Below are 16,419 nucleotides of genomic sequence, written 5' to 3'. Positions count from 1 at the left end.
CGCTCGCCGCGCTCCGGCCCGGCGGCGGCCGAGGCCCTGGGGCGACGGGCGCTTCTACACGTCCTTGACGGCGCGCCAGCCGAGGACGGCCGCGAGGAGGACGCCCAGCAGGCCGCCGCCCGTGCAGACCCACACGCCGCCGCCCCCGGGAAACCCGGTGCCGAGCAGGCAGCCGACCAGGGCACCGGCAGCGATCCCGGTGAACCCACCGACGGCCAGCGCGCCGGCGAAGTTGCGGTGCATGCGTCCTTCGAAGTCCATGCCCGGAGTATCCCCCTCGTCTCCCCGGCCGGGGGGCCTGTCGCCTGATCAGGCGGCCCCCGGAGCTCCGCGCATCCGCCGCCGGGCGAAGTCGGTACCCCTGGCCTGTTCTTTTTCCGGCCCGTCGATCCATCCTCACCATCTTAACTCAACTCACTTTTGAGTAAAGTTGAAGAAAGATGAGTGATGTTAGATCCATGATGACGTGCGGAAATCGCTGTATGGGAATCTGAGACGTGATGAGGGTTCCTGGACCAATCGGCTTATGGCGCACTTCTGGCCGCTCAGAATGGCCGTGGCACGCGGGGTCGCTGTGGCGCCGGGCCCGCTCGCGGCGTTGAGGGGGCCGCCCGCAGGAGGTCGCTGACAGAAGTTGTTGAATCACAAACAGTGTCGTGTCGGCCCTCCTCGGGGTCCTGATTCGGGATACGCTCCCCTTAGCCGGAATCAGAAACCGGCGGGTACACGACAACAAGCGTCAGCGGGTATCCGGCTCACGCAACAACTTCGCCAGGACGGCCCGAGAGCGCAGGGGGAGCAGGATGACGGGGGAGATCCCGCAGGAGCGGGTGCCGGCGGACACCGTCCAGGCGGCGCTGTTCCCGGTGACGGTCACCGCGGTGCGCCGCGAGGTCACCTACGCCCGCCCCGACGGCGGCCCGCTCACCCACAGCGACTTCGCCCGCCTGCACGTCCTCGCCCGCGGCGGTGCCCGGTGACCGCCCCCGGGCCCGAGGGGCAGCGGGCGGGGGATCCGTTCGCGCGGGCGCGCGGCCTGCTGGAGCCCGAGGCCAGGCAGCGCGGCCTCACCGTCCCCGAGCTGCTGCGCCGGCTGGCCCGCGCCGACCGCCGCCACGCCCCGGCCGGCACCGGCCCGCGCGGCGGCATGCTGCGCTGGGCCCTGCCGCAGAACGCCGCCGACCTCCCCGACGATGCGGTCGTCTTCGGCACGATGGGCAGCGGCAAGGCGCCCAGCGACGCCGACCGGATGCGGGCCCAGCTCACGGCCGAGGGCGCCTCCTTCCGGGAGGAGGCCGCGGTGCGCGGCGGCCGCGAGGTCACCGAGTTCCACATCGAGCGGCCGGAGGCCGGCCAGTGACACCCCGGCCCGACCCCGCCGCCCGCCGCCGCCCGGCGCTGCCGCCCGCCCCGGCCGCACCCGCCGTCCTCTTCAGCGACGAGGCGTCCGCCGTGGCGCACGCCGCCCGGATCCCCGAGTGGGTGCGGACGACGCGCTCGCCGCTGGAGACCCTGACCTGGCAGGCCCCGCCCACCCCGTACGAGGAGCCGTAGTCCATGGCGTCGACCGAACTCGTCCCCGCCGCCGGGCGCGCCCCGGCCGTCCGCCGCCGCCCCCGCGCCGAGGCCGACGTGCACCTGCCCGGCGGCGGGCGCATCACCGCCTCGGCCGCCCGCCGCCTGAACAACGCGGTGCCGCGCAACTCCCGCAGCGCCCGTGACTCGCGCTGGAGCGCCTATCAGGACTGGTGCGACACCTACGGCTGGGACACCGCCGAAGCCAACGCCGTGCTCTGCTTCCTCGACGACCTCGCCGACCGGGGCCACCCCGCCTCCACCCTGGACGCGCACTTCGGCACCCTGCGGATGCTGCGCGCCATGCACCGCACCCCGCTGGACAAGGTGGAGATCAAGAGCTGCCTCGCCATCATCTCCCAGCGCCGCGGCGAGGAGGCCGACGACCCGCTGGTCGAGCCCGGCCCGCTGCAGGCCGACGGCGTCGACCTGAACGAACTCCGCCTGATGGTGCGACAGTTGGACCGCACCACCGTGCGCGGCAAGCGGGACGCGGCAGTGCTGCTGCTGGACTGGTGGATGGCCGGCCGAGCCTCCGAACCCGCCCGGCTCAACCTCCACGACATCACCTTCACCACGGTCAAGGTCACCGACCCGGCCACGAAGAAGAAGACCCAGCGCCCGGCGCTGATCGTCAAGATCCGCCGCTCGAAGGCCGACCAGCAGGCCCGCGGCCAGGAGGTACGCATCCTCGCCCCGGACGACCAGGAACTGTGCCCGCTGTTCGCGCTGCGCGAGTGGCTGGACGTGCTGGCCGACGACGGACAGCTCACCCCCGGCCCGCTGCTGCGCCGCATCGACCGGCACGGCAACATCGGCGCCAAGGCCGCCGGCCGCCACACCAAGGACGAAAGGCGGCGCGGCGGCATCACCTCCGACACCGTCAACGACATCGTCAAGGCCGCCGCCCGCGCCGCCGAACTCACCCCGGCCCCGACCCCGGAGGAGCGGGCGGCCGAGGCGCTGGCCGCGCGGGAGGCGAAGGAGGCGGCCGAGCAGGCGGCCACCGCCGAGGAGTCCAACGCCATCATGAAGGCCTGGCGTACCACCCGGCGTGCGGCCCGCGCCGCGATCCGCCGGATCACCGGACACTCCATGCGCCGCGGCTGCATCCAGGCCATGCTCGACGCCGGGAATCCGCCCGAGGCGGTCGCCGTCCACTCCCGGCACTCGCCGCGCTCCGCCGCGTTCGACGCCTACCGCAAGAAGAAGCTGACCTGGGACCAGAACCCCACCGCCGCCCTCGGGCTGGCGGCCTGACCCCGCGCACCGAGGAGAACCGTGCCCACCACCTACCCCACCAGCCTGCCCGCCGTCCCCGAGAACCGGTGGGACGCCGAGAAGCTCGCCGACCGGGGGATCGAGCGGCCCGCCGAGGGGCGGCCGGTCGCGGTCGCAGACTTCGCCCTCGACGCCGGCACCGCCGAACAGGCCGAGGTGCGCCTGCTCGCCTACATCGACCGCGCGTACGAGGACGACCTGCGCGGTGCGAGCGCGACCGCGGCCGAGGAGTCGGCGCCGGGCCGCTGGCGGGTGACCCTGCGCGTTCCCGGAGAGTTCTGAGCCGGCTTCCGCCCGTCCTCCGGCCGTCGTGGCAGCGCCCCGGGCAAGCGGGGGAGCCGGTCGTGCGCCTAGGGAAGCCGTCATCAGCTCTGAGTCAGGCCCTGGCCAGGGCCCGGTTCTCCCATTCCTCGTACGCCTGGAAGTCGCCCGTGATCGCGTACCGGCGCACCTCGACGCGCTCCGCCGTGGTGGAGCTCTGCGGGTCCTCGCCGAACGCCGCCGCCAGGGCGCGGGCCGCTGCCCGGTCCGAGAGCCGGGAGGGCGCGATCTCCAGATACAGCGTCCCCTGACGCCAGCAGGCCATCTGAAGCTGTTCGACCAGCGCCCGCCCGGCAACCACATCCTGCCGTCCGTAGCCGTGTCCTCCCTGCTCGGGAACGTCCAAGGCCGCCCGGAAGGCCTGAAGCTGGTCGCGGCTGCCGTGCAGCGCGAAGGCACGTACTGCCATGGCACGCGTCAGCCGGGTCTCCGTGTCGTACCCGGCGACGTTCAACGCGGCCAGGGCTTCGGCGTCCGTAAGGTGAGCGGGGGCGTGCCTCAGGGCGATGGTGCCTTCCCAGTGGGCGAACGCGTCCGGGTCGTCGCCGGTTGGTGCCGGCTCTTGCGGGGTGTCGGGCCGGGAGGCTTCCGCACGTACATCGTCGACGGCCCGGACGATGAGGGCACGTAGCTGCTCGAGGTCGGGCGTCCCCTCGAAGGTGGCGGCCCGGTCGGCGACCAGAGCGGCGACGTCGTGGGCACGGTCCTGGATCTCCCGCCAGGCACGCCCGGACAGGTCTCCGAGGACCAGGGCGTCGTCCCCCGCGGGGGACATCAGGCCCAGCTCGACGAGCGCTGTCGCCAGCTGCTCGGAGGTGATGGCTTGGTCAACCAGGCGGTAGGCGTGGGAGCGCCCGATCCCGAACTCGGCCTTCGCGTACGCCTTCCAGCTCGGATAGCCGAGGGTGACCCACACCCGTGCCTCGTGCGCGCGGCGCACGGCGGCGGCCAGGCGGCCGGTGGCCGCCTTCACGCCCTTGATCGCGGCGCGGATCTCGTCGGTCAGTGCCCGAGCCTCGGCCTCGCCGAGCGGCGCGACCAGGCCGCCCTCGACGGACTCACGGGCCGGGTCCTTACTCATGCCTCCAGTCTCCTCCTGCGGCTTGCCCGGGTCAGCCCCGAACAGGTCACCCGTTCGGGTGGTACTGCCGGTCGGAAAGGTGACCGGGCCGCCGATCCGCCGACCTGTCCCCGGACACCCGGGCAGTCCCGCGGAAGGCCGGTTTTCAGCCGTTACCGCTGGCTGATGAAGCCAATGACCGCCGCCGGGGACCAACGTCGACAACACTGCGATCGTCCGGGATCCCAGGAGGGGAAGCTGTGTTGCTGAACGGTGGCTATGTCGAGTCCGACCTCCTGGTGCCGGCCGTTCCCCCGGACCTGCCACAGCTGCGGGCGGCGATGAGGAAGCTGGCCACGAACCGGCCGGGGGAGTGCGAGCTCTCCACGGTGGGCTCGTCCCGGTCCGGCGAGCCGCTGGAACTGCTCACCGTGCGGGGTGGACCGACGGCCGTCCTGGTGATGGCCGGCGTGCACCCGAACGAACCCGTCGGCGGCGCGACCGTGCTGACGCTGGCCCGGTACCTGCTCGCCCGGCCCGACGCCCGCGAGCAGGTCACCTGGCATCTGCTGCTCTCCGCAGACCCGGACGGCGGCCGGCTGAACGAACCCTGGGCATCCCGGTGGCCGGTGACGTTGGAGGAGTACCACGAGGGCCTGTACCGGCCCCCGGTCCACGCACAGCCGGAGTGCACCTTCCCCGTCGAGGGATTCGACGGACAGCTCCCGGAGACCCTGGCGATCATGTCGCTCGTCGACAAGGTGCGACCGGCCCTCTCGGTAGGGCTGCACAACGCCGACACCGGCGGCTGCTTCCTGATGGTCTCGCGCCCGGACGCCAGCCTGGTCGAGGTGCTCGCCGCGGCGGCCAGCCGGCACGGGCTGCCTCTGGACGAGCTGCCCTCGGACTGCGTCGGCCTGCCCAGCCCGGGACCAGGGGTCTTCGTGATGCCCGAGCCACCGGCCGTGACCGACCGCACACCCGCCCCGGACGGCGAGTGGCAGCCCGCAGGCGGTTCGAGCCTGCACTACGTGGCCCGACATGGCGGGCTCGGGGTATCGCCGGAGGTGCCGATGTGGCGCACGGCGCCGCTCACGCTGTCGGCCGAGGACACCGTGGCGTACCTGGATAGCGCGGCACGGGCACTGACCGAGGTGATCGAGCGGCTTCCGGCACGCCGCACGATGTTCTTGCCCGCGGTTGGGGAGCAGGTGGCGATCATGAGGCTGATGGCGCGGATCACCCAGGAGAACCCGGCCGGCGGCGCGGATCAGGACCTCACCCTGCTGGTGCCGTTGCGCGGGGCCGGGATGCTGCTGCGGCACGTGGTCACGCTGCTGCGGGACGAGCCGCATCACCCGGGCCTGTTGCGCGAGAAGCAGGTGGTGGAACGCCGGTTCGCCGCGTGGAGCACCACAGCGCAAACGGCGCTGCGCCCCGAACCGATCCCGCTTACGCAGACGGTCGGCTACCAGATGGACGTCGCTCTCGGGGCGGTCCGGATGCTGCTGGCATGACGGGCCCGCCGGGCGGGAGGCGGACTCGGTGTCGGCATGAGCACGCCCCGGGCGGGCCTAGGGTCCGGGGGTATGACGCAGCGCATCAGGATCGCGAGTAGGGCTTCGGTGATGGCCACGGCGCAGGTGAAGTGGTTGATGGCGGAGATCGTCCGGACTACGCCCGGCGTGGCACCGGAGTTCGTTCAGGTGTCCACCGAGGGCGACCGGTGGGCCGGACCTCTGTCGGAGCTGGGCAAGGGCGGGAAGGGCGCGTTCATCAGCGCGGTGACGGACCGCGTCCTCCAGGGGGAGGCCGACCTCGCGCTCCACTGCCTCAAGGACATGCCCGGCGACGTGCCGGCGCCGAAGGGGCTGATCTGCCTGTACCCCGCGCGCGACGACCTCAACGACGTCCTGGTCCACCCCGGCGGCCTGAAGCTGGACGATCTTCCGCCCGGCACCCGCGTGGGCACGTCCGCTCCGCGGCGTATCGCCCAGCTGACAGCCTCGCACCCCCACCTCGTGATCGTCCCCGTACGCGGGAACGCCGACACCCGCCTCCAACTCGCCCACAGCGGCCAGGTCGACGCTGTGATCCTCGCCAACGCCGGGCTGCGCCGGATCGGACGGGAGGAGGAAGGGACGGAGATCCTCGGCGCGTACCGGATGATGCCGGCCCTCGGTGCTGGTCAGCTGGCGATGCAGGTCCACGAGGACGATGCGGCCACGCGCGCGGTTCTCGCGCCGCTGGTGGACCCGCGAGCCACCCGGGCGGCGGTCGCAGAGCGGACGCTGCTGCGTGCCCTCGCCGGGCACTGCCACGCACCGATCGCCGGGCACGCGCTCGCCGACGAGTCCGGGGCGGTGCGCCTGGCGGGCCGCGTCTACGCACCCGACGGCTCCGTGGTGCTGTCGTCCGAGCTGACGGGGAACGCCCCGGAGGCAGTGGGTCGCGGTGTGGCCGAGGACCTCATCGGCCAAGGTGCGAACGAGCTCCTCGCCGCGTCCCGACGAGCGTGACGTCCGGCTGGGAGAGGAGCCTAGGGCGCGCGTTCCGACCCACTGACGTGGGACTTGTCACAGCGCGTAACGGGGTCACGGTTGGCATCCGGTGGAAACCGCTCGGCATCATCGAGGGGTGTTCGCCAAGCTCCGCCGCCGTCGCTCCACCACACCGGCGCCTCCCCTTCCCCCTGCCCCGCCCCCCGCGCCGACGGCAGATCCTGAGGTACCGGCCCGGGTCGCTCGTCTCCGTACGGCGCTGCTCCAAGCCGGACTCGACCTCGCCGAGCGCAGCGCTCCGGAACCGGAGTGGTTCTCCACCCTCCGCGCGGGCAACACCATCAGCCTCAGCGAGCTTCAGCAGCAGGAACTCACCGACCACCTGGCAGGAATCGCGGCGGCGAACGCTCTTGACGATGTCGCCTGCGCCCGGGCCCTCGACAAGATCGAGGCGATCGTCGTGCTCGGCGAGCTGCGGGCCGAGGGCATCGTTTTCGGGTGTTCCCCTGCGTCGATCATCAGGGAGACCTCTGCCGCCAATCTGCGTCACCTGGCTGCCCTCGCACGCGAAGCCGGCGAGGACGGTGCACCACCACCTCATCCCGGCGCCTGAAAGCCGAGGTGGTGCGGACAGTGCGGCAACGGATGCCCGTGGATGCGGGAGATCAGCCTGTCCAGAGCTCCGAGGCCCGCACGATCGTCCAGTCCCATTCCTTGTTGTCGTCGACGCCAGGGACGAGGACCAGGTCCTCCTTGCCGTCACGAGCCTGGGTGCGGGCTTCTCCGAGCTTGACCAGGAGAGCAAGGTGGAAGTCCTCGGGCAGCGATGGCAGCGGCTCCGGCACCCCGAGTCCGAAGGCGTCCTTGTGGACCAACGTCACCGCGTCTTCGGAGCCGATTCGGGACGCGGTGACCTTGTCCACGGTCGCGCTCAGGTGGGTGATGGCGTCGGCACGGACGAGCTGCCCGCTCCGGCCCTCGTGCTGCGTCGTGCCCATGACCCAGATGTCGGGCATGCGGTTCCTCCCCAAGTGGATGATCCTCTTCCCGCCATCCTCGCTGATGGCACCGACAAGCGTTCGGTTGCCTGTCAGTCCTGAGCGGGGATGAGCCCGTCAGGCTCTACGGAGGTGCGGGCCAGGCTGGTGCAGCCCACTGCCCCGCGGAACCAGGTCTCCTGGTTGAATGCGGGCAGGCACGAAAGCGAGATCAGGCCGGTGGCGAGGCCTTGGACGTGCTCTTCCCAGATCTGTACGAGGGCGATGGCCACCGTCTCGGCTTCCGCGGGCAGGACCTCGGACGGCTGGAACCAGATCCGGGCGAACAGCGTGCCGTGCTCCTCGGCGGCTGCAGCCAGACCTTGCTGCTCGCCGAGGACTCGGGCTTGGGCGGCGATGTCCGCGGGCATCGGGTGCGTGCCGATCACAGCGATCGCCGGCACGGGCAGGTGGACCACGGCGTCGGCGAGCCTCTGGGCGACGGTCTCCGGAGCGGTGCCTGGCAGCAGTCCCACGCCCACGTGGAGGAGTGCTTCCGCCGCGTGCGCGCTGTTCACCCCGCGCCACCGGCTCGGTCGGCGGGCCAGCTCGTAAGTGGGGCGTGGCGGAAGGCGAGGAGGTGCCAAGGCAGAACCGTGTCGCCCCACAGGCCGCGTCCGCAAGGCCCCAGGGCCTATACAGCCCGGTACGGTCGGTGGTCCACTGCTCCTTCGTCGGCCACTGCGCGCTCGTTCGCGCGATCAGCGGCAGGAGGGAGCTGGGCGGGTGCCGGCGGACTCGCTGTACGTACTCGCGGTCGGCGACGGGGGAGCGGAAGAACGAGCGGGCCATGCTCATGATTGTTCCCTGAGGACCGCGCCGAACGGGCCTGAATTTCACGTTGCCTGAGTGCGCTTCAGGTTCCAGCACGGGCTGAGGCGCGTAGCGGTCGGGTCCGCGGCGAGGGGGGGGTACGCCTGGGACCCGACCGCTACGCCTACGGTACGCCGGAACGGGCCGCCTGGAGCACTACTTTTCGATCATGTTGTCCAGGTTCGCAGGAGTGCGGCGATTCTCTCCGCTGTGCACTCTTCGTTCCGGAGTTCGATGGCCAGGGCGCTGACCTTGGGCTGGTCAAGCTTGACCGGGAGGTCGCAGCCGAGGAGGTAGCCGTAGGCGACGGCGATGGCGACGCGGACGTTGGAGCGTTCGAGCCAGCGGAGTCGGCCGAGGGTGTGCGCGAGGGCGGCCGCGCGGACGAACGGGCCGTCGTAGACCGTGGTCTCAGCCCAGACCGCTCGGTGCCGCTCGACAGCGGCGATAGCGACGCCGTAGTCGAGGATCGCAGGGTCCTCGTGGCCAGCCTCCCTGGCCACGTCGAGAATCCAGGACAGGTCGATGCTCAGCTGCTTCACGCCGCGGCTTCTCCGACCGCCTCATCGATGACATCGCCGAAGTCCATGAGGACCTCTCGGGCACCCGTCATGAACCGCTCGCGGGCGTCGACGGTGCTGTCCTCACGCACGAGCTCGCCCACGTAGTCGTCGACGGACATGTGCCTCTGGTCAGCCCGCTCACGGACGAGAGCTGCGGTCTCCCCGACGATCTGGACCGGGGTCTGCTGTGTGTCGGCCATGCCCTTGAAGGTACCGGGCCTGGCTGCCATGTGGGAGACGTTCCTGGCTACGCCCCGATCAGCTCCTCAACGAGGAGGCGCGCGGCCTCGGAGTGGTCTGGAGACCCGCAGGTTCGTCGTGGGAAGCGGCGGCCGCCGCTGGAGTCTCCGTTGACCTTGATGCAGGTCTGCTCGGCCGGCCCCCGGCGGGCCTTCTTCTTCTCTTCCATGGGCAGTCGCAGCCACTCCACGTCGTCCTGGAACCAGCGCCAGACGATGCGGTCGATCGTGTGGCGGGCTGCCCGGGCTTCCCTGGTCCCGGCTGTGGAGCAACGCTGTGCGGCCTCGTCGAGCGTCTTCCCCGTCCTCGTCCACCCCGCGCTCGGGTCTCCGGTAACGAGCCCGGCGCGGCTGAATTCGCGCATGTGGCGAATGACGGTACGCTTCCCGAATCCAGTCTCCTGGATAAGACGGTCGAGGGATAGAAGGCCCTGTGCGGTCTCCATGATCATCCAGGTGTGGGCACCGTGGTGGCCAAGCCTCCCGCCATGGGCGAACAGGTCGCTGGCCAGCAACCCAAGGACCCACTCAGCGTGATCACGCAGCGCCGCCCTGGATCCCTGGACTCCATCTTGAGGACCCCCCAGCACCCCCCGGCGCCCGTTCCGGGCTTGTGTCAGACCTGTGTCTGGTGCTTCTGAAATGACAGCAGGCCGGTGGAGGAGCTCTCCGAGCAGCCTCTGCGGGAGGGTGACTCGTCGGTTCCCGTACTTCGGGTCCCGATCCAGTTCTTCTAGGTGGCCGGCGTCCACCGCGCGGGTCAGGGCGACGTTGCACGTCTCGTGGCTGAAGCCTGTGGCGTCGGAGCAGCGGCGGGAGCCCAGGGAGACGTCCAGGCGGGCTGCCGCGAGCATCTGGAGGCCAGCGAAGAAGGCGACGGCGAGATGGGACTGGCGGCCCTTCTGGCTCCAGTAGGCGGGCCCCAGGTCGGAGAGGAACTCCAGGAAGACGCCGACGGCCATGGTGACCTCCGGAGCGGGGTCCGCGGTCTCCGCGTGCCCTTCAGGGCGACGGGCTTCGACTTCGGCGGCGAGCATCCACTGACGGGTGAAGATCTTCCGGGCGTCGGCCTCGGACCGCTGACGGCGCTTCGCGCTGCCGGATACCCGCTCAGTGGTGATGTAGGCGAGGCCCGGGTACATGCCCGACCATGCGGTCTTCCAGCCCTCGTCATGGGAGAAGTGCGCGCGTACGAGGCCTCGTACGCAGGAGAACATTCGGTCGGAGTGCTGCTGATGCGGCTCCAGGGGAGTGTGCAGGGCCGCACGGGCTCGTTCGTCCAGGGCACGCCGCTGGCCGGGGAGCCTCAGGTGGCCGTTCTCGTCGGTCTCAAGAGGACGGACGCGGTCCGCGCCATGCACGTCCACCACGCTTGGGGGGAGCCCCCCGCCGCTGGGTGCTGGCTTCCGACTTTCATGATCGTTTTCCGCATAGGGCCTTCTATCCCCGCTCGGCGTGTGCTCGTTCTCGGCCTGGGGGAGGAAAGGGAGTTCCTCCTCGAGCCACTGCGTGAGCATCTCGAACTGCGCGGGGGTGGCGCCGGCCTTGAGGCGGTCGATGGCCTCGTCGACGGTGACGCCGTCGAGGACGGAGTGTCCGCCGTCCCGGTGCGGAGAGCCGGGCGGGCGGAGCGCGCCGTAGCCGGACAGGTTGCTCAGCGGGAGGGGGTCGAAGGTGGGGAAGATCAGGTTGGCCGCGTGCGCGAAGCGACGGACGAGTTCGCCAGGGACTCCGGCCGGGACTGCGAACCAGACGTGCCGGCCTCCACTGGGGCCTGAGATCGCTCGTACGTAGGGGATGCCGGCTGCGTCGAGGTAGGCCCCCAGTAGATGGGCGTCGTTGGCTGCGAGGGCGACGCTTCGGTGCTTGGCGTCGAAGTCGCAGCCGATCCGGGTGAAGGGGGGATCGGTGTGACGCCCCTTCTTGGGGGTCAGGTAGACGACCACGGGCCGGCCGGCCACTGCTGCGGCCTGGTCGAGGGTGATCTCTTCCTCGTAGTACGTGGACCAGCTGCCCGTCTTCTCGTCCCAGGCCAGGGCGCGCATGTCGCGCCGCGGTGAGACGGTGGACAGAAAGCGGATGAGGGTAGCCCTATTGGGGCATTCGTCTTCTGGGACGGGGCCGTTGAGGCTTTCACCGGACACGCCGGGGAAAGGCAAGGGGGTGCCGTCCCGGGGGGTCGTTGCTACTATGACAACGTCCTCTCGGGTTAGAGAAGGACAGCAGTGAGCCCGGCCCGGCGGTTGGTCCCCGACAGGTTGGTCTCGCTACAGGTCGATATGGAGCGGGTCTCAGTGGTCGCCGTAGGAAGCAGCTGAGATCCCGGAGCAGAACTTTTTAGGGGAGGTAGCGGGGGAGCTGGCGTTCATCACGGGAAGCCTCTGTTGGTCTAGGACAGGGGCGTTTTCGTGTGTCTGGACGCCTTCCACCGCGGTCAGATCACCCGGTCATCGGCAGCTCCTCCTGAGTGGCAGTGTGCTCTGCCGCAGGCCAGTCCTTCGTGATCTTCCGCAGGGCTGCCTCCAGGCTGGCCGGGGTCAGCGGCTCGCCTTCGGGTGCCTTGGTCTTCAGCAGCAGGTCGATCACGACGTTGATGACGGTCGCGGCGGAGAGGTCCGGGTGGACCTGCTTGATCAGGCCCACGATGAACTCGGCGTTGTCCGGGTCGAAGGACAACGTCGTTCGCCAGGGGAGGCCGGATCCCGCGACGTACTCCACGGGACGGCCGCGCCGGCGGCGCGTTATGGGTGTCCCAGGTGTGGTCATGGCGATCATCCTATGCGTCTCGACTAGTGATGTGCATCAATTCGGCCGCGTGTGTCGGCGAATTTTCTCGTGATCTTGGCCCTGGGCCAACCGCTGCACAGCCGTCCGGGGCTGCGTACCCTGGACTCTACGGCCTTCTATCCATCGCCACGGGTCAGGTGGCGGCCCTTCGGAGGTGCTGGACCGCATGTCTGAGCAGACGCTTCACCCCGCCGTCGCGCGGATGTCCATGCTGGTCGAGACCTTGATCCGCCAGGAGCAGGCGGAGAAGAAGCGCGCCGCCAATCTCCGCTGGGTAGTGAAGGACGTCCAGGCCGCAGCCGAACTCGACGAGTTCCCTGAGAAGGCCCGGACGTCCTTCGACGATCTGTTGACGCTGTCCACCTGGTGGGTGTACTCGGACCTGGCCGGCGCGGGACTCACACGAGAACGCCATCGGCATCCCGACCACGAGGTGCAGGTGCCGGCCAGCAACAGCAGCATGCGCACCCGGGCGACCGCCTGGAACGCCGTGGCGAAGTTTCTCGGGCGCCCCGTCCGGTTCCCCCTCGCACCGAAGGATCCGCCGAAGGCTACCGTCGCCGACCGGCAGCGCCGCGCCTTGACCCGGGAGCTGTCCCGGCCCGCCCATACCCCCATGTCCGAGGCGGGGCGCGTGCGGACCCTTGCGATGTACGGAGTCATCCTCGACACCCGGGCTCGCTCCGGCGAGCTCGTCGAGATGACGACCCATGCCCTCGCTCCGGACCTGTCGACGATCTCGTTGATCCGGCGCCCCCAGGGCGTGGGGGAGGCGGCTCTGCCGATCGTCGAGACGATCCGCCTCAGCCAGTTCACCCGGGCGGCGTTGAAGGCGTGGCTCGACATCCGCGCCGAGAGGATCGAGTTCATCGAGGGCACGAAGGACGCTCTCTGGGTGTCGCTCCGGAACAACCACTCCGGGCAGGGGCGCGGGATGCGCCGGCGCCCGTCCGGCATGCCGCTGCAGATCCGCGGCCTGGAGCGGGCCTACAGCCGGGCGATCTCGCAGCTCAACCGGGACATGCCCGAGAAGGAGTCGGCCTGGACGCCCCTCCCGAGGACGGTCGAGCAGTTGCGGCGGTCCGTGAAGAAGATCGAGATCGTCCGTCTCGATCTGGCGGCCTAGGTGTGGCCGGGACTCCCCCTCCCGTCAGATCGACTGAGGGCGCCCCGTGACGCCTTGACCGGCCGCTCGTTGTCCTGAGCAGAGGGAAGTCTCCCGGGCTCCCGCTCTGCTCGCTCAGTCGAGCGGGTTCTTTCGGCTGGCCGTACACCAAACCTCCAGGAGAGGACGACGGCCCAAAGAACCTCGACGAAGGGCCCGCACCTTCAGGTGCGGGCCCTTCGTCGTACTTCGCCTCGCACGATCACCAAAACGGCCGTTTTAGATACTCGCTCAGCCGACTGCCGAGTGGCACTCAAAGCCCTTCGACCCCGGGGCTCGTTGACTTCGTATACGCATCGGACCTGGCATATTCGCTTTGGCTGGTTCCGTGTAGCTACTGTGTCGCGCCAAAGCCCATGTGGTCCCGTAGAGGGGCCTTACCCGCGACCGGCGTTAGCCGCCGAGGACGAGCACGGAGCCCGCGATTGACCATGCGAGCACCCTGGTGACGCACGAGATCGACAGCGGCGGCCCCACCCCTGTTGGCCGTCACCTCACCGACTGGCGAATACGCCGAGGCCTCGGCGTGGCCGATTTGGCGACGCGCGCCGGCGTCCCGGGCCAACTGATCGAGGACCTGGAGGCGGGGGAGGAGTGGGTCGACCAAGGCCGCGTGCTGAGCTCGCTCGCCGCCGGTCTCCGGCTGGATCCGGCCGAGCTGACCGGCCAGCCGTACATGCCGCACGGGCCCGGCCACTCCACCGTGCACTCCCTCGGGTGGTTCGCACGCCGGCATCTGGCGCGCACGCTCTCCGCGGACGGCGCCGGGGGAGAGGCAGACGAGGCTCGACTGGCCGAGCTCGCCGAGGGAGTGAGGGCGGCCGACGACGACGGCGAGCTCGCCTCCGCCGCCCAGATGGTTCCGGGGCTGCTGGAACTGATCGGCCCGCCGCGCCCCGAAGACGCCGACTGCAGGGGCACCGCACTGCGCGCGGCCGCGCACGTGGCCGTGAGCCGGCTCCTGCGCCGCCTCGGCTACCGGGATCTCGCCTGGAACCTGCTGTCCCACGCCTGTCCCCCGCCGGAGGCATACCCTGCGGTGCTCGGGGAAGAGGTGTGGCTGCTGCTGGACATGGGCCAGGCCGAGCTCGCCGTCGCCCGGGCTGTGCGGGGGGAGGCCGATGTCCCGGCCGAGGTTCTATTGCCGCTGGCCGTCGCGCACGCGGCGCTCGGGCAGGCGGCGGAGAGCGAGCGCATACTCGCATCTGCTCAGGAGAAGGCCATCAGCGCGTGGCAGCGATCCCAGGTCGCGTCCGCCGGGGCCTTTGCGGCAGCGGAGGGCGCTGCCTACGACGAGGTGCTCGCTCGGGCGGAGGGGGCGGCCGGCCTTCCGGCCGGCGACCGCTCCGCCCTTCTTGTTCTCACCGCGTCCGCCCGAGCCAGGCTCGGCCAGTACGAGGCGGCGGTCGCGGATCTGGCGACAGCGGAATCCCTCGCGCCGTTGCACACTCGGTTGGACCCGCTGGCTCGCGAGCTTGTGAGCGTGCTCCCCGCCCGCGCCCAGGAACACGCCGATGTCCTGGGCGGGATCGCGGCGCGGCTCAGCATGAAGTGATCTCGGCGTGTTCAGGGAATGCCGGGTTGCGGCGGCCGCACCTGGCCTAACCTACGCATGATCCAGGGGGAGTTGGGCAGGCGATCATGGACGAGCGGCAGCAGGAGCGGGCCAAGCAGATCGGCAAGAGAGTGCGGACGCTCCGCGGCAAGAGAGGCTTGACTCTCCGTGAGCTGGCCGGCCTCGCGGGTGTCTCGAACAGCTACTTGTCGATGATCGAGGGCGGGAAGCGACTCCTGAAGGACTCCTCCTACATAAGCGCGCTCGCCGACGCGCTGAAGGTCGCGCCGGCGGAGCTGCTCGGGCAGCCCTTCCTCCCTGTGGACCCGCATGCCACGGAGGCACATGCCGCGATCCCGGCACTGCGGCTGACGTTGATGGGCATGACTCTGGGGAGCCCGCCGGACCGTCGGCCACCGGCGGAGCCTGTGACGCAGCTGGCGGCGCGGGTGCGGCGGGCGAACCGGCTGTACCACTCGGCGGAGTACAGCGCCCTGGCGGTGAGGCTTCCGGAGTTGTTGGCGGACCTCCAGGCGGCGGCCGCGGCGAGTGAGGGTCGTACGCGGCTGAGGGTGCTGCGGCTGTTGGCGGATGCCTACCACCCAGCGTGCACCCTGATGCTCAAGTCGCTCGGCTACACGGATCTGGCCTTCATCGCGGTCACCCGGGCCAGCGAAGCCATCGCCGAACTCGAGGACCCGGTCTACACCGCCCTGAGTGGCTTCTTCGCGACGCACATCCTCATGGCGGCCGGGAGCCCCCAGCAGGCGTTGTCCAAGGCGACAGCCACGGTGAACCTCCTGGAACGCCACCTCGATCTCCCCAATGCCGAAGCGCTGCTCGGCGAGCTCCACCTGATCTCGGCCACGACCATCACCAAGGACCCGAGCCGACCTGCTGGTGACCGCACGTCCGATGTCCGCTCACACCTGACCGAGGCGGCGCGCCTGGCGACCGGGATCGGGGAGACGCGCGCCCTCCATCTCAACTTCGGACCCACGAACGTCCAGATCCACCGGGTCAGCCTCAACACGGATCTCGGGCACCACGGCGACGCGGTCACGGCGGGTACCGGCGTGCATCCCGAGATCATCAATGCGCCCGGCCGGCAGGCGGCCTACCACTCCGATCTGGGACGGGCGCTCGTTCACGTACGCGGGCAGGAATCGGCCGCAGCCGAGCGGTTCCTGCGGGCGGAGCTGATCGCCCCCCAGCGAGTCCACGCCGATGCGCTGATCGGAGACTCCGTCAGCTACCTCCTCGGGAAGCGGCTGCCCTCCCATGTGCAGCGCGACCTTGCCGGTCTGGCGCACCGGATGGGCATCAGCCGGTAGTTCCTACGACGGTTCGCGGGGACACCTGCCGTGTTCCCTTCCTCAGCACACGAGATGAAAACGGCCGTTTTTGCACGGATCGCGGTGCTGTTGCAGGGATTTTGCATGTTCACGGCTGTGAGCAAACAGGGGGGTGTCTCCGTCTACGGTCTGGCTCCGGCTTCGCGAGGAGGGTCTCCCCGCGAAGC

19 protein-coding genes are annotated in these 16,419 nt (G+C 70.4%); 11 read left to right on the top strand and 8 right to left on the bottom strand.

Features of this window, described 5'->3' with window-relative positions:
• Positions 1-54 precede the first annotated feature (54 nt).
• Positions 55-261: a hypothetical protein gene (locus tag AB0E14_RS05355; protein ID WP_362412313.1), complete on the bottom strand. Its 207-nt coding sequence runs from the start codon at positions 259-261 to the stop codon at positions 55-57.
• A gap of 542 nt (positions 262-803) precedes the next feature.
• Between AB0E14_RS05355 and AB0E14_RS05350 the strand changes: the two genes are divergently transcribed.
• Genes AB0E14_RS05350 through AB0E14_RS05330 form a run of 5 tightly spaced genes read left to right on the top strand, consistent with a single transcriptional unit; the run spans position 804 to position 3,138 of the window.
• Positions 804-980: a hypothetical protein gene (locus AB0E14_RS05350; protein WP_362412310.1), complete on the top strand. Its 177-nt coding sequence runs from the start codon at positions 804-806 to the stop codon at positions 978-980.
• Positions 977-1,360 carry a hypothetical protein gene (locus AB0E14_RS05345; RefSeq protein WP_362412307.1) on the top strand — a complete coding sequence of 128 codons (384 nt, stop codon included), beginning with the start codon at positions 977-979 and terminating at the stop codon, positions 1,358-1,360. Before AB0E14_RS05350 ends, AB0E14_RS05345 begins: the two co-directional genes overlap by 4 nt.
• Entirely contained in the window at positions 1,357-1,554 is a 198-nt protein-coding gene (locus tag AB0E14_RS05340) for a hypothetical protein (RefSeq protein WP_362412304.1), read from the top strand. The genes AB0E14_RS05345 and AB0E14_RS05340 overlap by 4 nt, the downstream gene beginning before the upstream one ends.
• A 3-nt stretch (positions 1,555-1,557) precedes the next feature.
• Positions 1,558-2,835, top strand: a complete 1,278-nt coding sequence (locus AB0E14_RS05335; protein ID WP_362412301.1) for an integrase — start codon at positions 1,558-1,560, stop codon at positions 2,833-2,835.
• A gap of 21 nt (positions 2,836-2,856) precedes the next feature.
• A complete protein-coding gene (locus tag AB0E14_RS05330; protein ID WP_362412298.1) occupies positions 2,857-3,138 on the top strand; it encodes a hypothetical protein in 282 nt (93 codons plus the stop codon).
• A gap of 94 nt (positions 3,139-3,232) precedes the next feature.
• Here the strand turns inward: AB0E14_RS05330 and AB0E14_RS05325 are convergent, their stop codons facing one another.
• On the bottom strand, positions 3,233-4,258 hold the full coding sequence (locus tag AB0E14_RS05325) for a hypothetical protein (protein WP_362412295.1): 1,026 nt from the start codon (positions 4,256-4,258) through the stop codon (positions 3,233-3,235).
• 239 nt (positions 4,259-4,497) lie between these two features.
• Between AB0E14_RS05325 and AB0E14_RS05320 the strand changes: the two genes are divergently transcribed.
• The 3 genes from AB0E14_RS05320 (at position 4,498) to AB0E14_RS05310 (ending at position 7,351) form a co-directional block, all read left to right on the top strand.
• The gene (locus AB0E14_RS05320; RefSeq protein WP_362412292.1) at positions 4,498-5,754 is read left to right on the top strand and encodes a M14 family zinc carboxypeptidase; all 1,257 of its coding nucleotides are present in this window, start codon (positions 4,498-4,500) and stop codon (positions 5,752-5,754) included.
• Positions 5,755-5,826: 72 nt separating this feature from the next.
• Positions 5,827-6,756, top strand: a complete 930-nt coding sequence (gene hemC / locus AB0E14_RS05315) for a hydroxymethylbilane synthase (protein WP_362412289.1) — start codon at positions 5,827-5,829, stop codon at positions 6,754-6,756.
• Positions 6,757-6,874: 118 nt separating this feature from the next.
• A complete protein-coding gene (locus tag AB0E14_RS05310; RefSeq protein ID WP_362412286.1) occupies positions 6,875-7,351 on the top strand; it encodes a hypothetical protein in 477 nt (158 codons plus the stop codon).
• 52 nt (positions 7,352-7,403) lie between these two features.
• On the opposite strand, the gene AB0E14_RS05305 is transcribed toward AB0E14_RS05310, so the two are convergent.
• The 6 genes from AB0E14_RS05305 to AB0E14_RS05280 all read right to left on the bottom strand — a co-directional run bounded on the left by AB0E14_RS05305 (position 7,404) and on the right by AB0E14_RS05280 (position 12,156).
• A complete protein-coding gene (locus AB0E14_RS05305; RefSeq protein WP_362412283.1) occupies positions 7,404-7,754 on the bottom strand; it encodes a hypothetical protein in 351 nt (116 codons plus the stop codon).
• 74 nt (positions 7,755-7,828) lie between these two features.
• A complete protein-coding gene (locus AB0E14_RS05300; protein WP_362412280.1) occupies positions 7,829-8,293 on the bottom strand; it encodes a hypothetical protein in 465 nt (154 codons plus the stop codon).
• Positions 8,294-8,755: 462 nt separating this feature from the next.
• On the bottom strand, positions 8,756-9,130 hold the full coding sequence (locus AB0E14_RS05295; RefSeq protein WP_362412277.1) for a fic family toxin-antitoxin system, toxin component: 375 nt from the start codon (positions 9,128-9,130) through the stop codon (positions 8,756-8,758).
• Positions 9,127-9,351: a hypothetical protein gene (locus AB0E14_RS05290; protein WP_362412274.1), complete on the bottom strand. Its 225-nt coding sequence runs from the start codon at positions 9,349-9,351 to the stop codon at positions 9,127-9,129. Before AB0E14_RS05290 ends, AB0E14_RS05295 begins: the two co-directional genes overlap by 4 nt.
• Positions 9,352-9,398: 47 nt before the next feature.
• Positions 9,399-11,435 carry a hypothetical protein gene (locus AB0E14_RS05285; protein WP_362412271.1) on the bottom strand — a complete coding sequence of 679 codons (2,037 nt, stop codon included), beginning with the start codon at positions 11,433-11,435 and terminating at the stop codon, positions 9,399-9,401.
• 394 nt (positions 11,436-11,829) lie between these two features.
• The gene (locus AB0E14_RS05280) at positions 11,830-12,156 is read right to left on the bottom strand and encodes a hypothetical protein (RefSeq protein WP_362412268.1); all 327 of its coding nucleotides are present in this window, start codon (positions 12,154-12,156) and stop codon (positions 11,830-11,832) included.
• A 187-nt stretch (positions 12,157-12,343) separates the two neighbouring features.
• On the opposite strand from AB0E14_RS05280, the gene AB0E14_RS05275 reads away from it, so the two are divergent.
• The 3 genes from AB0E14_RS05275 (at position 12,344) to AB0E14_RS05265 (ending at position 16,231) form a co-directional block, all read left to right on the top strand.
• Positions 12,344-13,303 carry a hypothetical protein gene (locus AB0E14_RS05275; RefSeq protein ID WP_362412265.1) on the top strand — a complete coding sequence of 320 codons (960 nt, stop codon included), beginning with the start codon at positions 12,344-12,346 and terminating at the stop codon, positions 13,301-13,303.
• A 484-nt stretch (positions 13,304-13,787) separates the two neighbouring features.
• The gene (locus AB0E14_RS05270) at positions 13,788-14,897 is read left to right on the top strand and encodes a helix-turn-helix transcriptional regulator (protein ID WP_362412262.1); all 1,110 of its coding nucleotides are present in this window, start codon (positions 13,788-13,790) and stop codon (positions 14,895-14,897) included.
• 86 nt (positions 14,898-14,983) lie between these two features.
• A complete protein-coding gene (locus AB0E14_RS05265; RefSeq protein WP_362412259.1) occupies positions 14,984-16,231 on the top strand; it encodes a helix-turn-helix domain-containing protein in 1,248 nt (415 codons plus the stop codon).
• The last annotated feature ends 188 nt before the right edge of the window (positions 16,232-16,419 follow it).

Source organism: Streptomyces sp. NPDC047981, from assembly GCF_040653315.1.
GTDB lineage: Bacteria > Actinomycetota > Actinomycetes > Streptomycetales > Streptomycetaceae > Streptomyces.
This window is presented reverse-complemented; position numbering and strand designations above follow the sequence as displayed.